Source organism: Streptomyces sp. NBC_01426 (genome assembly GCF_036231985.1).
In the GTDB taxonomy this organism is placed as follows: Bacteria; Actinomycetota; Actinomycetes; order Streptomycetales; family Streptomycetaceae; genus Streptomyces.
The window spans coordinates 4,093,426-4,109,950 of the sequence record NZ_CP109500.1 but is presented as its reverse complement, the minus strand read 5'-3'; the positions used below and the strand labels follow the sequence as shown (position 1 = coordinate 4,109,950).

Below are 16,525 nucleotides of genomic sequence, written 5' to 3'. Positions count from 1 at the left end.
CCCGACGTCCCGCCCGCCCGGACCTCGAAACCGCCCCCCGCGACCGCGTGCCGATTGCACACCCTCACGCATCATCTTCCGGAATCGGCGCCGCCGCGGCCCGCCACGCACGACGCCCCCCGATGGTCCTCGTGGGGTCGGCGGGACGCGCCGCGCGGGAGGCGCCCCGGGGTCCACATCCCGGACAACTACCCTCGGCTCATGAACGCAGAAGCCGACGCCCTCGCCGCCGTGAAAGACGCCGACCGGAAGCACGTCTTCCACTCCTGGTCGGCGCAAGAGCTCATCGACCCGCTCGCCGTCGCGGGGGCCGAGGGCTCGTACTTCTGGGACTACCAGGGCAATCGGTTCCTCGACTTCTCCAGCGCGCTCGTCTACACCAACATCGGCTACCAGCACCCCCGGGTCGCCGCCGCCATCGCGGAGCAGGCCGCCAAGCTGTGCACCGTCGCCCCCGGCTTCGCCGTGGACGTCCGCTCCGAGGCCGCCCGGCTGATCGCCGAGCGCACCCCCGGCGACCTCGACAAGGTCTTCTTCACGAACGCGGGCGCGGAGGCCGTGGAGAACGCCGTACGGATGGCCCGACTGCACACCGGACGGCCCAAGGTGCTGTCCGCGTACCGCTCGTACCACGGGGCCACCTCCACCGCGATCAACCTGACCGGTGACGCCCGCCGCTTCGGCAACGACACCGCGACCGCGGGCGTCGTGCACTTCTGGGGCCCGTTCCTCTACCGCTCGCCCTTCCACGCGACCACCGAGGCCGAGGAATCCGCCCGTGCCCTGCGGCACTTGGAGGACACCATCGTCTTCGAGGGCCCGCAGTCCATTGCCGCGATCATCCTGGAGACCGTGGGCGGCGCCCCGGGCGTGCTCGTGCCCCCGGCCGGCTACCTGGCGGGCGTGCGCGCGCTCTGCGACCGGTACGGCATCGTCTTCATCCTGGACGAGATCATGGTCGGCTTCGGTCGGACCGGCGCGTGGTTCGCCGCCGACCACTGGGACGTCACCCCCGACCTGCTCTGCTTCGCCAAGGGCGTGACCAGCGGATACGTCCCGCTCGGCGGGGTCGCCATCTCCGCCGCCATCGCGGAGACCTTCGCCCGCCGGCCCTACCCGGGCGGGCTCACGTACTCCGGGCACGTGCTCGCCTGCGCCGCCGCCGTCGCGACGATCAACGTGATGGAGGAGGAGGACACCGTCGGGCGGTCCGCCCGCACCGGCGCGGACCTGCTGGGCCCCGGCCTGCGCGCCCTCGCCGAGCGGCACCCCGCCGTCGGCGAGGTCCGGGGCATGGGCACCTTCTGGGCGTTGGAACTCGTCCGGGACCCGTCGACGCGCGAGCCGCTGGTCCCGTACAACGCCTCGGGCGCCGACAACGCGCCGATGGCCGCGTTCGGGGCCGCCTGCAAGAAGGGCGGGCTGTGGCCGCTGATCGCCGGCAACCGCATCCACGTCGCCCCGGCCTGCAACATCTCCGCCGAGGACGTGGCCAAGGGCCTGGCGATCCTCGACGAGGCCCTCTCGGTCGCCGACGCGCACATGGCCTGACCTGGGATTCCCTTCGGGAACTGTGGGGTCGCCCAATCCGTGGGTGCCGGTGTTCGGATGATCCGTGCGGGGGAGATCCCCGCGCGCGCATGTTGCAATCCGTAGCGCAGCACACAGCAGTACCCAGCACCTACGGACCGGGATGCACGTCAGTCCCGGGGCGGTCCTGCGGGGCCGAACGGCGGGGAGCGACCACGTCTTGAACTTCGGGCGGGCGCTGGACGCCGGGCGTACGGGATCCAGACGACCGGACTCCGTGTTCCCGAGAACCCGAAGGAAGACACCATGAGCAAGCACGTCCTGGCGCAGAACCAGTACGGCAAGGCCGAGAACCGCATCGTCAAGGTCACCCGCAAGGGCAGCGACGGTTCCTGGCACGAGATCCGCGACCTCAACGTCTCCGTGGCCCTGCGCGGCGAGTTCCGCGACGTCCACCTGACCGGTGACAACGCCAACTGCCTGCCGACCGACACCACCAAGAACACCGTGTACGCCTTCGCCAAGGAACACGGCATCGACTCTCCCGAGGCCTTCGGCATCCTGCTCGCCAGGCACTTCGTCTCCTCCCAGGTGCCGATCCGCGAGGCGCAGATCCGCATCGAGGAGTTCGTGTGGGAGCGGATCCCGGTCCCCACGCGCAAGGAGCAGCACTCCTTCGTCCTCAAGGGCCAGGAAGTGCGCACCGCGCAGGTCACGTTCAGCGAGACGACGGGCCTCCAGGTCATCTCCGGGCTGAAGGACCTGACGGTGATGAACTCGACGAACTCCGAGTTCCACGGCTACATCAAGGACAAGTACACGACCCTCCAGGAGGCGTACGACCGCATCCTGGCGACCAAGGTGACCTCGCGGTGGGCGCACTCGGCCCTGGCCTCCGAGGACTCCGCGTACGACTGGGACCAGTCGTACAAGAAGGTGCGCAAGCACCTGCTGGAGGCCTTCGCGGAGACCTACTCGTACTCGCTCCAGCAGACCCTGAACCAGATGGCCGAGCGGGTGTTGGACAACTGCCCCAAGGTCAACGAGGTCCGGCTGAACCTGCCCAACAAGCACCACTTCCTGGTCGACCTGGAGCCCTTCGGCCTCAAGAACGACAACGAGGTCTACTTCGCGGCGGACCGGATGTACGGCCTGATCGAGGGCACCATCCACCGTGACGGCGTGCGGCCCGTCATCGCCACCAGCGACTGGATCGTGGCGTAACGCCCGAAGGACCCGTCAGTTCGGCCCGGACCGCGTCGCGGGGTCCGGGCCGTTCGCGTTCCTCATCCGGTCTCCGGGCCGTTCGCGTTCCTCATCCGGCGTCAGGGTCGGGGCGGCCCAGGAGCAGGTTCCAGCGGCCGGAGCGGCCGGTGAGGGTGGTGACCGTGTCGGGCCGCGCGTCGAGGCGCCAGAACACCGGGGCCGGCAGTTCCAGGGCGTGCACCACCGCCGCCCGTACGACGGCCTGCTCGACCACCACCCGGTGCGTTCCGGGGGCCAGGGCGGCCAGGTGCGCGCCGACCCGGGCGATCAGCGCGGCCACCGACTCCCCGCCGGGAGGCGCGAATCCGGGGTCGGTCAGCCACGCCCCCACGGCCTCCGGGTCCTCGGCCGCGACCTCCTCCAACGCCCGTCCCGCCCACGCCCCGACGGCGAGGCCGCGCAGGCCCTCGTGGCCCGGGACGGGTTCCCCGCGGCCGAACGTCCCGGGGCGGCCGTCGGGGCTCGACGGCGGGGTGACCAGGTGGACGCGGACGACGGATCGCGGGGGCACGGAACGCACAGAGGCCATGGGGGGAGCGTAAAGCGCCCGCCCGGGGCGTGAGACGGCGCCCACACGCCGTGGTGTTCCAGCCAGGCGCGCGGTACGGTCTCGGACGACATGACGACGGTATGACGGAAGCACCGGTGAGAATCCGGCACGGTCGCGCCACTGTGAAACCTCCCGCAGGAGTTCGGGGAGGGAAGTCAGACCCGCCACCTTCGTCAAGAGCACCACTGACCGGGACGCGTGTTCCCCCTGGAGGTTCTGCCATGGCTCAGTCCGCCGTGCCCACGACGGCTCCCGCCGCCGTTGCCCCGATTTCCCTCTCCGCGCTGGCCCCCTGGGCCGTCTTCGCGGGCGTCCTCATGCTCGTCCTGCTGTACCTCGTCGGCGCTGAACAGGGCGCCACCGCGATCTTCGAGGGCGACACCATCCACGAGTGGATGCACGACGGTCGTCACCTCCTCGGGTTCCCCTGCCACTGATCCCCGCACCGCTCAGCAAGGGAACCCGAACATGAACCCCATCTCCCCCAGAGTCCTGCTCGTGCGGGGCATGCTCGCCGGCCTCTTGGCCGGCGTGGCCGCCTTCCTCGTCGCCTATCTCCTCGGCGAGTCCAAGGTGGACGCCGCGATCGCCATCGAGGAGGCCGGCGCCCACGAGCACGGCGACGAGGGCGCCCCCGTCAGCCGTGCCCTCCAGGCCACGGCCGGCCTCGGCACCGGCACCCTCCTGTACGGCGTCGCGATCGGCGGCATCGCGGCGCTCGTCTTCTGCTACGCCCTGGGCCGCATCGGTCGCTTCGGCCCGCGGGCCACGGCCCTGTTGGTCTCCGGTGGGCTCTTCCTCACCGTCAACCTGGTGCCGTTCATCAAGTACCCCTCCAACCCCCCGGCCGTCGGCGACCCCGAGACGGTCACCCAGCGGACCACCCTCTTCGTGCTGATGATCGCGTTGAGCGTGCTGCTGGGCGTGGGTGCGCTGATCCTGGGTCGGCGCCTCGCACCGAGGCTCGGCAACTGGAACGCGTCGATCGTCGCCGCGTTCGCGTTCCTCGTGGCGATCGGCCTGTCCTATGCGCTGCTGCCCGGCATCAACGAGGTGCCGGAAGGCTTCCCGGCGGCGCTGGTCTGGCAGTTCCGACTCGCCACCCTCGCCCTCCAGGCCGTCACGTGGGCGACTTTCGGCCTCGCCTTCGGACATCTAGCCGAACGCGCCCTTGTCCCCGCGACCCCGGCCCAGGAGGCTGTGCCGACGAGTTGACGATGAGGGGGCCGGTCGCACATGCCGACGGCGATCAGGGAGTGGCGGGGCTGGACGGGCGCCGCCCCGTTCTGGCTGAACTCCTTCCTGCTGCTCCTGGCCCCCTTCACCGCCGTCACCCTGTTCGCCCAGATCGGTGTCATCACGGCCCTGGCCGCCCTCGGCGGCCTGGTCCGCCAACTCTGGTACGGCGACTACGGCCACCCCGCCGTCCACCTCTGCGCCGCCTTCATGGGCGCGACGGCCGTCGCGCTGGTCGTCGTCTGAGACCCGCGTGACCCCGTGGTCGTTCGAAACGCCCCTCGACCGGACCCGGTGATCCCCGGGCGACCGCCCCGGATCGGCCGGTGCGCCGCGACCGGGGAGAACGGGCGTCGCGGCTGCTGGACTGGCCGGCGAATCCGCTCTGAGCCGTCACGGCGCCGTACTCCCCCTCACCCTTTCGGGCGCGGGCCCCGCACGGGCCGAAGCACGACCGGCGCACCGGCCGCGAGCTGGGAAGACGCACGCGCACCCGGGTGACGTGTGGGTGACTTGCCGTCAGCGTGGGATGACTCCCGATGTGCGGGCGGGCCGGGAGCGGTCCACTGCTCACAGGACCCGGCCGTCCGAGCCGGACCAGGAGGGAATGCCCATGCCCCGCGCCCAGTGGATCGTCGCAGCGGTGACGGTCACTCTGCTGTGTACCGGCGTTGGGATGTTGAGGAGCAGCGACGGCGCCCCGCCCGCGGCCGCCGGCACGGTCGCCGACTCGCTCCCCTCCCGGGCCCTGGGCCTGTCCGGGCACCGCCGGCTCGTACGCGAACTGGAGCATTCCGGCGGGCACTCCGGCACGCACACCCCCGGCAAGGGGGCCCGGTCCGTGCGGGGTGGGCTGCCCGGTCCCGTCGCGCCGATGCGGGCCGCGCCGCCCGTGCGGCTGGTGATCCCGGCGCTGGGGCTGGACGTTCCGCTGACCGCCGACCCGGAGGACGGCGACGCGATCCGCTGGGACGCCGACGGCCCGGCCCCGGGCTCGGCCGGCACCGCCGTCGTCACGGGGAACGGGCTGCGCCTGGGCGAGCTGCGCCGGGGCCTGACCATCGAGATCGCCCGCGCGGACCACCGTACGGCCGTGTTCACCGTGGACCGGGTCTCGCCGGCCCGCGTCCCCGGCCCGTCGGGGCGGTCCGGGGACCACGCGGGCGAACGGACGGGGCGGGAGGCCGGCGAGCGGACGGGCGGGGCGTCGGAGCGGCGGACGGGTGAGCGGGCCGGGCGCCGCGCCCAACTGCGGCTGATCAGCGGGGAGACGGCCGTCGTGGCCCGGCTGACGGGCCGCCACCGCACCCGCTGACCCCGCCGCGGCGGGCCCGGTGTCAGCCGACGGGGGTGTCTTCGTCCCCCGGTCGGGGGCTTCTTGGGCCCCGGTGGGGAGTGCTTCGGCGTGTCGGGGCACAGAGCTGGTCATGAGCGGTGCTCGGTACGCGCGGACGGCTGCGGCGAAGGCCCTGACGATGGCCTGCGTCGTGCTGCTGTGCGTCTTCGGCGCCGGTCCGGCCGGCGCGATGGCCGTCGAGGTCCGACCCGCCACGAGCGCCCCTGCGACCCCCGCGGAGCCTTCCGAGAGCCCGTCCGAACCCGCTTCGGATCCCGAGGCGCGGGCGGCCCTGCGTCCGGTCGTGCGCGGGATGGTGGGCGTGCGACGACCGGCGCCGCCGGTGTTTCACGTGAAACACCGGGAGGCGCGGGCATCCCGCGTGACCTCGTACGGGTCGGCCGAACCGGCCCTGTCCCGGCGGACGGTACGGAGTGTGGTCCTGCGCTGCTGAGCGGGCCGAGCAGCAGCACGCACCCACACCCCCCTCGAACACCGAGCACCCGTGAGGTTCCGCCATGCCCATCGACCCCTACGCCGCCCTGAACGCCATGCTGCGCGCCGAAGCCTCCCGTTTCACCCCGCCGGCCCGACGCCCGGAGCAGGCGGAGCCGGAGCCCGCCGCCCGTCCTGAAGCCCCGGCCGCTCGCCCGGCCGAAGCCGCCGCGAAGGAGTGAGGCCTCCCCGGATACGACGCGTCCCCCGGACCGAGGTCCGGGGGACGCGTCGTAGGGGGTGACGGCGCCGCGTCGGCTCACGGTTCGCGCATGTAGTAGCGGTAGAACGCGGTGAGTCCGGTGGCCGCGGCGACGGCGATGCCGAGGCCCGCGGAGCGGAGCACACTGTCGCCGGTGAGGCTGTACAGGTAGCCGACGGCCACGCCGCCGAAGACGCCGTAGGCGGCGGCGTGCAGTTCCCTCGGCAGTCGGGAGCCGATCCGGCCGAGGGTGAACATGATCGCGGCGAAGAGCGCGCCGCACAGGATGCCGTAGAAGACGTTGCCCACGTCGACCGGGCCCATCTGGCGCTTGATGAAGGCCGCCCAGACCCCGTAGACGAGACCGGCCAGCAGGGCGCGGACCATCGCGCCCTTGCTCAGGTCGTGCGTCCGGTCCGTCGTCGTCCCCCGGTGCCGCCGATGGGCGGTGGGTGCCGCATGTGCCATGACGGGGCTCCTCTCTCCACCATCCAGGGCACACCCGCCACCTCGGACCGGCAAGTGGATCAAGTGGTGTCCCCGTCGCCCTCGGCTCCGCCGCGTCCCCGCCCCGCGGGGCCCCGCCCGGTCCGTTCACGCCTGCCACCCGCTCGCAGCAACAACGCTCGCGGGCCGCACCGCCGCGGCATTCCCTGGTGACGTGCGCACCTTCCTGTCGACGGTACTGATCGTGCTCGTGGCCCTGCTGGTGCCCGCGAGCGCGGTCGCGTACTGGGCCGACCGCGAGCTGGGCGACGCCGACCGCTACACCGCCGCCATGTCCCCGCTCGCCGAGGACCCCGCCGTGCGGGGCGTGGTCGTCACCCAGGCCACCCGCGCACTCGCCGGCCAGATCGACGCCGGCCCCTTCCAGGGCGGGGTGGACGCCCTCCTCGGCGAGGCCCTGCAGTCCTTCTCCGGGACCCCGGCCTACCGGACGGCCTGGGACGCCGCCAACCACGCCGCGCACGCCGCGTTCCTCAAGGCCCTCACCACCGGCGACGGGGACGCCGTCACCATCGACCTCGCGCCCGTGATCGCCCGGGTGAAGGGGGAACTCGTCGAGAACGGGGTGCCCTTCGCGGACCGGATCCCGGTGACCCACGTCTCCGTCGAGGTCATGGAGTACGACGACCTGGGCGCACTACGGAAGGGATTTCGCATGCTCCAGATCGCCGGGGTGTGGCTTCCCCTCCTGACCCTGCTGCTGGCCGCGGCGGCGATCGCGGTCGCCGCCGCGCGCCGGCGGGCCGTGGTCGCCACCGGGCTGGGGCTGGCGGTCGGGGCGGCGCTGCTGTGGCTCGCGGTGCAATGGTGCCGACGTCTCACCCTGGAGGACCTGCCGGCCGACATCGACCGGCCCGCCGCCGGGGCGGTGTACGACGCGCTCACCGCGTTCCTGCGGACCACCGCCTGGGTGGTGCTGGCCATCGGACTCGCGGCCGCGCTCGGCGCCTGGCTCGCGGGACGGCTGCGCCGCACGCCATAAGCTCGGAAGATGCGGAACCTGCGGAGAAGTGGGCAGACGAGCGGGGAACTCCACAGAAGAACCGATTCGCGAGCGGCGGCACGGAAGCGGGAATGACCACCGAACGACGCACCGAGCACATAAGGTCCGGGCACTCCCGGGCCCGTCAGATTCCCCTGACCCCGCCCTCGTGGCTCCTCAACGGGCTGCGTCCGAGCAGCGCCCCCGTCCCGTGGGCCGCCGTCGCGCGCGCCGGCATCGCCCTGTCCGTCCCCTTGGCCGTGGGCTTCGCGCTGGACGAACCGGAATACGGCGCCCTGGTCTCCATGGGCGCCCTGTCCGGGGTGATCGGCGACACCGCCGACGCGTATCGGATGCGCATCCTGAACATCGCCGTGCCGCAGCTCTTCGGCGCCGTCGGGGTGGCCGTCGGCACCCTCGTCTTCGGGCACGGCTGGCTGGCCGTCGCCGTGCTCACCCTGATCGCCCTCGTCTCCGGAATGATCTCCTCGATCGGCACGGTCGCCTCCGTGTCCGGTCTGCTGCTCCTGCTGAACGCCGTGGTCGGCGCCGGCCTGCCGATGCCCAAGCCCTGGTGGACGGCGCCGCTGCTGCTCAGCGCCGGCGGACTGTTCGTGCTGGCGCTCAGCCTGGCGGGCTGGCCCCTGCGTGGGCGCCAACCCGAACGGGTCGCCGTCGCGGCCGGATACCGGGCCCTGGCGGACACGCTGGAGGCCGCGGGCGGACCCGACTACGAGGATCGCCGCCGGGAGGTCACGCAGGCCCTGAACCAGGCCTACGACCTCGTCCTGGGCCGGCGGGCGCTGGTGCACGGGCGCAGCCCGTCGCTGGTGCGGATGCTGGCCCAGTTGAACGTGCTGATCCCGCTCGTCGAGGGGGCCCCCGCCGCTCACCTGCGGGGACGGCCGCTGCCGCCCGAGATCCCGGCCGCCGTGAGGGAACTGGCGGCGGCCGTCGAGGACGGCCGCACCGGGACGCCCGTACTGGACCTGCCCCCGCCGCACGGCCAGTCCGAACGCGCCATCGACGCGGCCCTGCGGCACGCGGCGACCATCGTGCACCTCGCCGAGCCGCGGATGCAGAACGTGGACGACCGGCTCGGAAGACCGGCCGCGCTGGGGATCAGGGCCCGGCGGGCGGTCCGCGACATGATGTTCTCCCGGGCCTCCTGGCGGTACGGCATCCGGCTGGCCGTGTGCATCGGGCTGGCGCAGGTGCTCGTCTCGGTGATCCCCATCGAGCGCTCGTACTGGGTCGCGCTGACCGTCACCTTCGTCCTCAAGCCGGACTTCGGCTCGGTGTTCTCCCGGGCCGTCCTGCGGGCCCTGGGGACGGCCGTCGGGCTGGTCCTCGCCGCCGCCGTGCTGGCCGAGGTGCCGCGCGGCTGGTGGGACGTGCCGGTGATGGCGGTGCTGGCCGCGCTGATCCCGGCGTTCTCCGCCAAGGGGTACGCCTTCCAGACCGCCGCGATCACCCCGGTGATCCTGCTGCTGTCCGATCTGCTCAACCACCAGGGCTTCGACCTGATCCGGCCCCGACTGCTGGACAGCCTGATCGGCTGCGCCATCACGCTGGTCGCGGGGTACCTGCTCTGGCCCGAGAGCTGGCACACCCGGATCGGGGACCGGCTCGCGGACACCGTGGACGACGCCGCCCGGTACGTGGAGCGGGCGTTCGCCGCCGACCGTCCGGACACGGAGGCCGGGCAGCGGGCCGCCCGCACCGCCCGGCTCCAGGCCCGCCGACGGATCTACCGGGACCTGTCGGGCGTACGGACCGAGTTCCAGCGGGCGCTGACCGAGCCGCCGCCGACGGGGGCGCGGGCCGCCGCGTGGTGGCCGCTGGTGGTGGCCGTGGAGCGGATCGTCGACGCCACCACCGCCGCCCGGGTGCGCGTCAACCACGGCGCGGACGCCCCCGACGGGGACGAGGTCGCGGCCGCCGTGCGGGAACTGCGCGGACTGGCCGAGGGGGTGCGCGCGAGCCGGACCCCGGCGGCGGTGCGCGGCGGCCCGGCCCCGGTGGGCAGGGAGGACTCCGTGCTGGCGCCCGTCCACCAGGAGATCGCCGCGGCCCGCGCCATCGCCGCCCCCGCCGACTGACGGCGGGCGCGGGGCCCCGTCCCCCGAATGGGTCCGTGCCCGGGCCGGTGCTCCTCCTCCGGGGGAGCATCGCCCCATGAGGTCCCCCGTCCCGCGCGGCCGGCGCCGCGGCGTCCTGGCCCTCCCCGTCCTCGCCGCCCTGCTCGCGGTGTCGGCCGGGTGCTCCGACGTGGAGGGGCTGCAGAGCGACGGTGACCTGGGCGTCGTGCACGCCCCGCAGACCCTGTGGAAGAACATCCACCCGGCGCCACCCGCGGCGGACCAGAAGCCGGGCACCGCCACCGTGGTCCCGGGGTTGCCCAAGGCCCCGGGACCCGACATGCGCGGCGTGAACCCGCTGGACGTCGTACGGGCCGACGTCACCGCCTCCGCCCGGCAGGACGGTGGCACCGGACGGCTCGTCGACCCTCGGGCCCCGCAGCGGCTGGCGCTCTGCACACAGGCTGTGGACGGGGGCCCCGAATGCCCGATGCGGCCCCCCGTCCTGCAGGACGTGACGGGCAACGGCCGGGAGGAACTGATCACCGCTCTCGACCTCGACGGCCGGAACAGCGAACTGCGCGTCTACACCGTCCAGGACGACGGGGCGATCGCCCGGATCCTGTACCGGCGCGGAGTGCTGGAGGGCGTGGAGGTCGCCGCCGAACACCTCGCGGTGCGCGAACCGACGTCGAATCCCAAGTACGTCTCCGTCTCCGACTACGTGTGGGACCCCGACGCGAAGATCCTCAACCTGTCCCAGCTCACCCTCGACGAGTGCCCCACCGCCAAGGACGGCTCGACCGGCTGCCCCCCGAGCCGGGGCTGAGGGGAGGGGCCGGATGCGGGTGACGAGCAGTCTGCGCTGGAAGATCGCCCTGACCACCACGGCGGTGTGCTGCGCGGTGGCGGCCGTGCTCGGGATCCTCGTGCACAACGTGGTCGCCGGACAGGTCGTCGGCGAGGTCCGCAAGGACGTGACCCGGGACCTGGACGACGCCGTCAACCAGTACCAGTACGGCACCGTGCACGGCGACGTGAACGTGGTCATCGACCCGCCCGAGCTTCCCGGACCCCTGCGCAAGCTCGTCGCGCGCGGGGAGACCGGGAGCATGGTCGGCAAGCACGACGGCGAACCCGCCATGTGGGGCGCCGGGCCCGCCGACACGAAGGTCCTGGCCGTCTGGCTCCCCTTCGACCAGACCCGCCGGCGGCTGCGCGACCTGGATACCGCCATCCTCGCCTCCGCCGCCCTCGCCGCCGGGATCGTGGCACTGGCCGGCCTGTTCCTCGCCGACCGGATCAGCAGGCGGCTGGCGACCACCGCCGCCGTGGCCCGCCGGATCAGCGCCGGCGACCTGGACGCCCGGGTGGGCCTCCCCGCCGACCCGGACGATCCCCGCAACACCCGCCACCACGACGAGGTCCGCGACGTCGCGCACGCCCTGGACTCGATGGCCGGGTCGCTCCAGGAACGGCTGGAGGCCGAGAAACGGTTCACGGCCGACGTCGCACACGAACTGCGCACCCCGTTGACGGGCTCGCTCGCCGCCGCGTCACTGCTGCCCGAGGGCCGCCCCAAGGAAATGATCAACGACCGGCTTCGGGCCCTGCACCTGCTCACCGAGGACCTGCTGGAGATCTCCCGGCTGGACGCGGGAGTGGAACAGGCGGAGCTGTCCCAGGTGGAACTGGGCCGGGCCGTCCGGCGGGCCGTCGCGGGCACCCGGCTGCCCGTCACGGTCCGGGTGGTCCGGGACACGGTGGTGCTCACCGACCGGCGCCGCCTCGACCGGATCCTGGCCAACCTGCTGGTCAACGCCGACAAGCACGGGAAGCCGCCGATCGAGGTGTCCGTCGAGGGCCCGGTGGTGGTGATCCACGACCATGGGGCCGGCTATCCGCCCGAACTGATCGAGCAGGGCCCGCAGCGCTTCCGCACGGGCGACCCGGGGCGGGGCCGGGGGCACGGTCTGGGACTGACCATCGCGGCGGGTCAGGCCGCGGTGCTGGAGGTGGAGCTGACCTTCGCCAACGCCCCCGACGGAGGCGCGGAGACCACCCTGCGCCTACCCGTCGGGCGTCTGGTCGCGGACAGTTGAACGGGACGAGGAGATGTTTCACGTGAAACACCGGACGGCGGGGGACGTTTCACGTGAAACATCCCCCGCCGTCACCGGGTGACCCGTCGACCCGACCGGTCGCCCGCCTGATCCATCGGTTGACCCACCAGGTTGACCCACCGGGCTGACCAACCGGGCTGATCAGTGGGCCGGTTCACACCCTGGTCGACCGGGCCGGTTCAGACGCCGATGTTCTTGCCGTCCTTGCGCCAGACCGACACGACCGCCGGGCGGACGATCTTGCCGGGGCCGTCGGGCCACACCGACTGGGGCTTCTCGACGGACGCGCCGTCGATCTCGCCCGGGTGCTGGACGGAGACCAGGACGCGCTTGTCCTGGATCAGCGGGCCACAGGTCTCGGCGCCGCGCGGCACGGTCAGGAACTGCTTCAACTCACCGCGGCGTTCACCGGCCGTGGCGACGCCGAACAGGCCGTCGTGCGAGCCGAGCTGGTTGCCGTCGGTGGAGATCCACAGGTTGCCGTGCGGGTCGAAGGCCACGTTGTCCGGGCAGGAGATCGGGCTGACCTTGTCCTTCGGGAAGCCCGCGAAGAAGGTGGCCGGGTCGTTGGGGTCACCGGCGACCAGGAAGAGCCGCCAGGCGAAGCCGTCGCCCGCCGGGTCGTCGAAGTTCTCGGCGAGCTCCAGGATCTGACCGTGCTTGTTCAGGTTGCGGGGGTTGGCCTCGTCCGCGCCCGCCTTGCCGGCCTTGCCGCGGTCGGTGTTGTTGGTCAGCGCGATGTAGACGCGGCCGGTGCGCGGGGAGGGCTCGACGTCCTCCGGGCGGTCCATCTTGGTGGCGCCCACCTTGTCGGCGGCCTGCCGCGTGAAGATGTACACCTCCTCGGCGGTCATGCCCTCGACGTGCGAGACGTTGCCGGTGGCGAGCTTGATCCAGACGCCGGATCCGTCGAACTGGCCGTCCGAGGGGAGCTTGCCGGTGCCGTCGATCTCGGCGGCCGGCGAGTCACCGGTCAGCTTGGCGACGTACAGGGTGCCCTCGTCGAGGAGGGTGAGGTTGTGCTCCTTCGCGGCGCGCGAGCCGCCCTTCTTCATCCGCTTCGACGAGACGAACTTGTAGAAGTAGTCGAAGCGCTCGTCGTCGCCCATGTAGACGACCGGGCGGCCGTCCTCGGTCAGGCGCGGCTGGGCGGCCTCGTGCTTGAAGCGCCCCAGCGCGGTGCGCTTGCGCGGGGTGGACGTCGGGTCGTACGGGTCGAGCTCGACGACCCAGCCGAAGCGGTGCGACTCGTTGGGCTCCTGCACGGTGTCGAAGCGCTTGTCGAACCGCTCCCACTTGCGCTCGGTGGCGCCCGTGGTCATGCCGTAGCGCTTCAGTCGGGCGGCCTCGGTCGGGTCGGTGACCTGTCCGGCGTTGGCGAAGTACTGGTTGAAGTTCTCCTCGCCGTGGAGGGTGGTGCCCCACGGGGTGGTGCCACCGGCGCAGTTGTTGAGGGTGCCGAGCACCTTCGTGCCGGTCCGGTCGACGGAGGTCTTCAGCAGCTCCGAGCCCGCCGCGGGGCCGGTCAGCCTGAACTCGCTGGTGGCGGTGAGACGCCGGTTGAGCTGGTGCCGGGAGACCGCCGTCAGCTTGCCGCTGCGGTGGTCCTCCTGCACGACGACGACGGAGAGGCCGTGCGCGGCCCAGGCGATCTCGACCTGCTCGCGGGTCGGGTTGGCCGGGTCGTACGCCTTGAACATGAGGTTCTCGTCGGTGTACTCGTGGTTGGCCACGAGCAGCTGCCGACGCTCGTAGTCGTCACCGAGCGGGAGAAGGCTCAGGAAGTCGTTGTTGTAGCCGAACTGGCCGGCCTGCGCGGCGGCGGTCTGCTTGTCGGGATTGAAGCCCGGGGCGCCCTTGACGATGGGCTCGCCCCAGCGGATGACCACGTTCTGCTCGTGGCCCTCGGGGACGGTGACCTTGTCGTCGGTGTTCGGCGCGACGGCCTTGAAGCGCAGTCCGCGGGCGGCGTCGCCGACACCGGCCGCACCGGAGCCCCGGGTGTCGAGGGAGGGCGAGGCGTTGGCGGCGGAGCCGTTGCCGCCCAGCGTGACGGCGGTGCCGGCGGCGGTGGCCACCGTGACGACGGCGGCGGACCGGAGCATCGAGCGGCGGGAGTAGGCGCGGGCGATCACGTCGCCGACGTACTCGTTGTCGCTGGTGTTCGGCACCTCGTGGAAGCAGGCGTCGCCACAGCGGTAGCGGCAGGTGAGAGCGGAACGGCCGCTCCCATGCGGGTTGCCGAGGAGCGGCAGAAGCTTGCGCACGAGGTGTCCTCCGAGGGTGCACGGCGCCGACAACATGTCGGAACGAACAGCCGTGACGCTAGGCGGAGGTTGCGCCGATGCGGCGGCGCGGGGATGAACGGTCGGTGAACCCGGCACGGCGGAGGGGCAGTTCCCCACGGGCTCCGGTTGCATGCGAGGGTTGGCGCCACGAAAGGCGCCCCTGCCGAAGTTCCAGCCAAGGGGCCGATAACCTTACGTGTCCACTCTGGGCAGGGATCTACCGCGCAGCACGGACAAATGACGCACGCACTCATGCGAAAGGCCTGGCCCATGGGTATTCGGAGCTTGTTGCGCAAGGTGTTCGGACGGTCTACCGAACCGGTTCCGGATACGTCGGACGCCCCATCGGCGGCCGTCCCGAGCCAGACGGAACGTACGCCCATGGACTCGGCGGCCGAATTGGTCGCCGCGTCCTTCGACAACCCCACTGTTCCCCCGCAGTCCGCTCCGCGGGACCGCGAAGCCGGCGCCGTGATGACGGCGCCGGCCGTCCCGGAGGCCCGCCGCCCGGCGCCTTCGGCCGGTACCGGAAGCCCGGCGGAGCCCGCCGCCGAGCCGACGCCGGAACCGACGCCGACGCCGGCCGAGGCCGAGGCGGCGCCCGCCGAAGCGGTTCAGGAGCCGGTTGCGGCCGAGGCGGTCGTTGCCGAGCCGGTTACGGCCCAGCCGGTCGCTACCGAGCCGGTTGCGGCCGAGGCGGTTGCGGCGGAGCCCGCGGCCGCCGAGGTCGAGCCCGTGACGGCCGAGACGGTGGACGAACCCGCCGCCGAGGTCGAGCCCGAGCCGGTCGCCGCCGTGGCCGAGCCCGAGGTCACCGAGGCCGCACCCCGCGCGGTGGTCGCGGTCGAAGCCGAGCCGGAGCCGGTCGCCGCCGAGCCCGTCGCGGTCGAGGCCGTCGAGGTCGAAGCCGCACCCGTGGTCGAAGCCGAGCCCGTCGCCGTCGAAGCCGTGGTCGAGCCGGTCGTGATCGAGCCCGCCCCCGTCGTCGAGGCCGTCGTGATCGAACCGGTCGTGGTCGAGCCCGAGCCCGTCGTTGCCGAGGCCGCACCCGCGGTCGAAGCCGAGCCGGTCGCAGCCGAGCCCGTCGCCGCCGAGCCCCTCGTGGTCGAACCGGTCGCCGTCGAGCCCGTCGCGGTCGAGCCGGAGCCCGTCGCCGCCGAGCCGCTCGCGGTCGAAGCCGAGCCCGTCACCGCCGGAGCGGAAGCTGCACCCGCACCCGCCGTCGAGGCGGTCGTCGCCGGGGTCGGGGGGCCGGCCGTCGCGCTGGCCGCCGTCAAGCGGCGGGCCGCGTCGGTCGCCGGGGCGTACAAGGCCGCCGGTCAGGTGCTGCGCGCCAAGGGCAAGGCCGGGGCGCGCGCCAAGGTGTACCTCGTGCTGGACCGGTCCTTCTCGATGCGCGGCTTCTACAAGGACGGCAGCGCCCAGCACCTCGCGGACCACGCGCTGGCCCTCGCCGCGCACCTCGACGACGCGGCGACCGTGCACACGGTGTTCTTCTCCACGGACGTGGACGGCACCGCCGACCTCACCCTGGACGGTCACGACGACGCCTGGGTCGAGGCCCGTCACGCCGAGCTCGGCCGCATGGGCCGCACCAGCTACCACGTGGCCGTCGAGGCGGTCGTGGAGCGGTACCAGAAGGACGGCGGCACGGGCCCGGCCCTCGTCGTCTTCCAGGTCGACGGCGCCCCCGACAACCGTCAGCCCGCCCGGCAGGCGATCGTCGCCGCCGCGGCGCACGACATCCACTGGCAGTTCGTCGGCTTCGGTGACCACGACAGCAAGGGCTTCGACTTCCTGCGCAAGCTGGACGCCGAGAACGCCGGCTTCTTCCACGCCGGGCCCGCGCCCCGCGAGCTGACCTCGGCGGCCCTGCTCAAGGGCCTCCTCGACCGCTTCTAGGTCGACGGCACGTACGAGAAGGCCGCC

General features: G+C 72.9%; 16 protein-coding genes. 13 read left to right on the top strand and 3 right to left on the bottom strand.

Annotation, left to right across the window (positions count from 1 at the left end):
- Positions 1-201 precede the first annotated feature (201 nt).
- Together OG906_RS18215 and pucL are read left to right on the top strand one after the other, a co-directional pair.
- The gene (locus OG906_RS18215; RefSeq protein WP_329444123.1) at positions 202-1,551 is read left to right on the top strand and encodes an aspartate aminotransferase family protein; all 1,350 of its coding nucleotides are present in this window, start codon (positions 202-204) and stop codon (positions 1,549-1,551) included.
- A 285-nt stretch (positions 1,552-1,836) separates the two neighbouring features.
- On the top strand, positions 1,837-2,754 hold the full coding sequence (gene pucL, locus OG906_RS18210; protein WP_329444121.1) for a factor-independent urate hydroxylase: 918 nt from the start codon (positions 1,837-1,839) through the stop codon (positions 2,752-2,754).
- Positions 2,755-2,845: 91 nt separating this feature from the next.
- Here the strand turns inward: pucL and OG906_RS18205 are convergent, their stop codons facing one another.
- On the bottom strand, positions 2,846-3,325 hold the full coding sequence (locus OG906_RS18205; RefSeq protein WP_329444119.1) for a histidine phosphatase family protein: 480 nt from the start codon (positions 3,323-3,325) through the stop codon (positions 2,846-2,848).
- Between the two features lie 242 nt (positions 3,326-3,567).
- Between OG906_RS18205 and OG906_RS18200 the strand changes: the two genes are divergently transcribed.
- The 6 genes from OG906_RS18200 to OG906_RS18175 all read left to right on the top strand — a co-directional run bounded on the left by OG906_RS18200 (position 3,568) and on the right by OG906_RS18175 (position 6,595).
- Positions 3,568-3,783: a CbtB domain-containing protein gene (locus OG906_RS18200; RefSeq protein ID WP_053675696.1), complete on the top strand. Its 216-nt coding sequence runs from the start codon at positions 3,568-3,570 to the stop codon at positions 3,781-3,783.
- Between the two features lie 31 nt (positions 3,784-3,814).
- The gene (locus OG906_RS18195) at positions 3,815-4,561 is read left to right on the top strand and encodes a CbtA family protein (protein WP_329444117.1); all 747 of its coding nucleotides are present in this window, start codon (positions 3,815-3,817) and stop codon (positions 4,559-4,561) included.
- Between the two features lie 21 nt (positions 4,562-4,582).
- Positions 4,583-4,828, top strand: a complete 246-nt coding sequence (locus OG906_RS18190; protein WP_053675691.1) for a hypothetical protein — start codon at positions 4,583-4,585, stop codon at positions 4,826-4,828.
- Positions 4,829-5,195: 367 nt separating this feature from the next.
- Entirely contained in the window at positions 5,196-5,897 is a 702-nt protein-coding gene (locus tag OG906_RS18185; RefSeq protein WP_329444116.1) for a class F sortase, read from the top strand.
- Between the two features lie 112 nt (positions 5,898-6,009).
- Positions 6,010-6,372 (top strand): hypothetical protein, encoded by a 363-nt coding sequence (locus OG906_RS18180; RefSeq protein WP_329444114.1) that lies wholly within the window; start codon positions 6,010-6,012, stop codon positions 6,370-6,372.
- 64 nt (positions 6,373-6,436) lie between these two features.
- A complete protein-coding gene (locus OG906_RS18175) occupies positions 6,437-6,595 on the top strand; it encodes a hypothetical protein (RefSeq protein ID WP_329444112.1) in 159 nt (52 codons plus the stop codon).
- Positions 6,596-6,672: 77 nt separating this feature from the next.
- Here OG906_RS18175 and OG906_RS18170 read toward each other — a convergent pair whose 3' ends face one another.
- The gene (locus tag OG906_RS18170) at positions 6,673-7,083 is read right to left on the bottom strand and encodes a hypothetical protein (RefSeq protein ID WP_329444110.1); all 411 of its coding nucleotides are present in this window, start codon (positions 7,081-7,083) and stop codon (positions 6,673-6,675) included.
- A gap of 193 nt (positions 7,084-7,276) precedes the next feature.
- Between OG906_RS18170 and OG906_RS18165 the strand changes: the two genes are divergently transcribed.
- The 4 genes from OG906_RS18165 to OG906_RS18150 all read left to right on the top strand — a co-directional run bounded on the left by OG906_RS18165 (position 7,277) and on the right by OG906_RS18150 (position 12,287).
- Positions 7,277-8,104, top strand: coding sequence for a hypothetical protein (locus OG906_RS18165; protein WP_329444107.1), 828 nt, complete (start codon positions 7,277-7,279; stop codon positions 8,102-8,104).
- A 92-nt stretch (positions 8,105-8,196) separates the two neighbouring features.
- The gene (locus tag OG906_RS18160) at positions 8,197-10,206 is read left to right on the top strand and encodes an FUSC family protein (protein WP_329444105.1); all 2,010 of its coding nucleotides are present in this window, start codon (positions 8,197-8,199) and stop codon (positions 10,204-10,206) included.
- 76 nt (positions 10,207-10,282) lie between these two features.
- A complete protein-coding gene (locus tag OG906_RS18155) occupies positions 10,283-11,014 on the top strand; it encodes a hypothetical protein (RefSeq protein ID WP_329444103.1) in 732 nt (243 codons plus the stop codon).
- A 13-nt stretch (positions 11,015-11,027) separates the two neighbouring features.
- Positions 11,028-12,287, top strand: a complete 1,260-nt coding sequence (locus tag OG906_RS18150; protein ID WP_329444101.1) for a sensor histidine kinase — start codon at positions 11,028-11,030, stop codon at positions 12,285-12,287.
- Between the two features lie 200 nt (positions 12,288-12,487).
- Here OG906_RS18150 and OG906_RS18145 read toward each other — a convergent pair whose 3' ends face one another.
- The gene (locus OG906_RS18145) at positions 12,488-14,575 is read right to left on the bottom strand and encodes a PhoX family protein (RefSeq protein WP_329444100.1); all 2,088 of its coding nucleotides are present in this window, start codon (positions 14,573-14,575) and stop codon (positions 12,488-12,490) included.
- A 402-nt stretch (positions 14,576-14,977) separates the two neighbouring features.
- Between OG906_RS18145 and OG906_RS18140 the strand changes: the two genes are divergently transcribed.
- The gene (locus tag OG906_RS18140) at positions 14,978-16,498 is read left to right on the top strand and encodes a VWA domain-containing protein (RefSeq protein WP_329444098.1); all 1,521 of its coding nucleotides are present in this window, start codon (positions 14,978-14,980) and stop codon (positions 16,496-16,498) included.
- Positions 16,499-16,525: the final 27 nt, after the last annotated feature.

What these genes read in the sequence shown, in the direction of transcription:
- OG906_RS18155 (WP_329444103.1), top strand. Translation starts at nt 10,283, where the DNA reads ATGAGGTCCCCCGTCCCGCGCGGCCGGCGCCGCGGCGTCCTGGCCCTC.
- OG906_RS18185 (WP_329444116.1), top strand. Translation starts at nt 5,196, where the DNA reads ATGCCCCGCGCCCAGTGGATCGTCGCAGCGGTGACGGTCACTCTGCTG.
- OG906_RS18150 (WP_329444101.1), top strand. Translation starts at nt 11,028, where the DNA reads ATGCGGGTGACGAGCAGTCTGCGCTGGAAGATCGCCCTGACCACCACG.
- OG906_RS18200 (WP_053675696.1), top strand. Translation starts at nt 3,568, where the DNA reads ATGGCTCAGTCCGCCGTGCCCACGACGGCTCCCGCCGCCGTTGCCCCG.
- OG906_RS18180 (WP_329444114.1), top strand. Translation starts at nt 6,010, where the DNA reads ATGAGCGGTGCTCGGTACGCGCGGACGGCTGCGGCGAAGGCCCTGACG.
- OG906_RS18205 (WP_329444119.1), bottom strand. Translation starts at nt 3,325, where the DNA reads ATGGCCTCTGTGCGTTCCGTGCCCCCGCGATCCGTCGTCCGCGTCCAC.
- OG906_RS18160 (WP_329444105.1), top strand. Translation starts at nt 8,197, where the DNA reads ATGACCACCGAACGACGCACCGAGCACATAAGGTCCGGGCACTCCCGG.
- OG906_RS18175 (WP_329444112.1), top strand. Translation starts at nt 6,437, where the DNA reads ATGCCCATCGACCCCTACGCCGCCCTGAACGCCATGCTGCGCGCCGAA.
- OG906_RS18170 (WP_329444110.1), bottom strand. Translation starts at nt 7,083, where the DNA reads ATGGCACATGCGGCACCCACCGCCCATCGGCGGCACCGGGGGACGACG.
- OG906_RS18195 (WP_329444117.1), top strand. Translation starts at nt 3,815, where the DNA reads ATGAACCCCATCTCCCCCAGAGTCCTGCTCGTGCGGGGCATGCTCGCC.
- OG906_RS18215 (WP_329444123.1), top strand. Translation starts at nt 202, where the DNA reads ATGAACGCAGAAGCCGACGCCCTCGCCGCCGTGAAAGACGCCGACCGG.
- OG906_RS18190 (WP_053675691.1), top strand. Translation starts at nt 4,583, where the DNA reads ATGCCGACGGCGATCAGGGAGTGGCGGGGCTGGACGGGCGCCGCCCCG.
- pucL (WP_329444121.1), top strand. Translation starts at nt 1,837, where the DNA reads ATGAGCAAGCACGTCCTGGCGCAGAACCAGTACGGCAAGGCCGAGAAC.
- OG906_RS18140 (WP_329444098.1), top strand. Translation starts at nt 14,978, where the DNA reads ATGGACTCGGCGGCCGAATTGGTCGCCGCGTCCTTCGACAACCCCACT.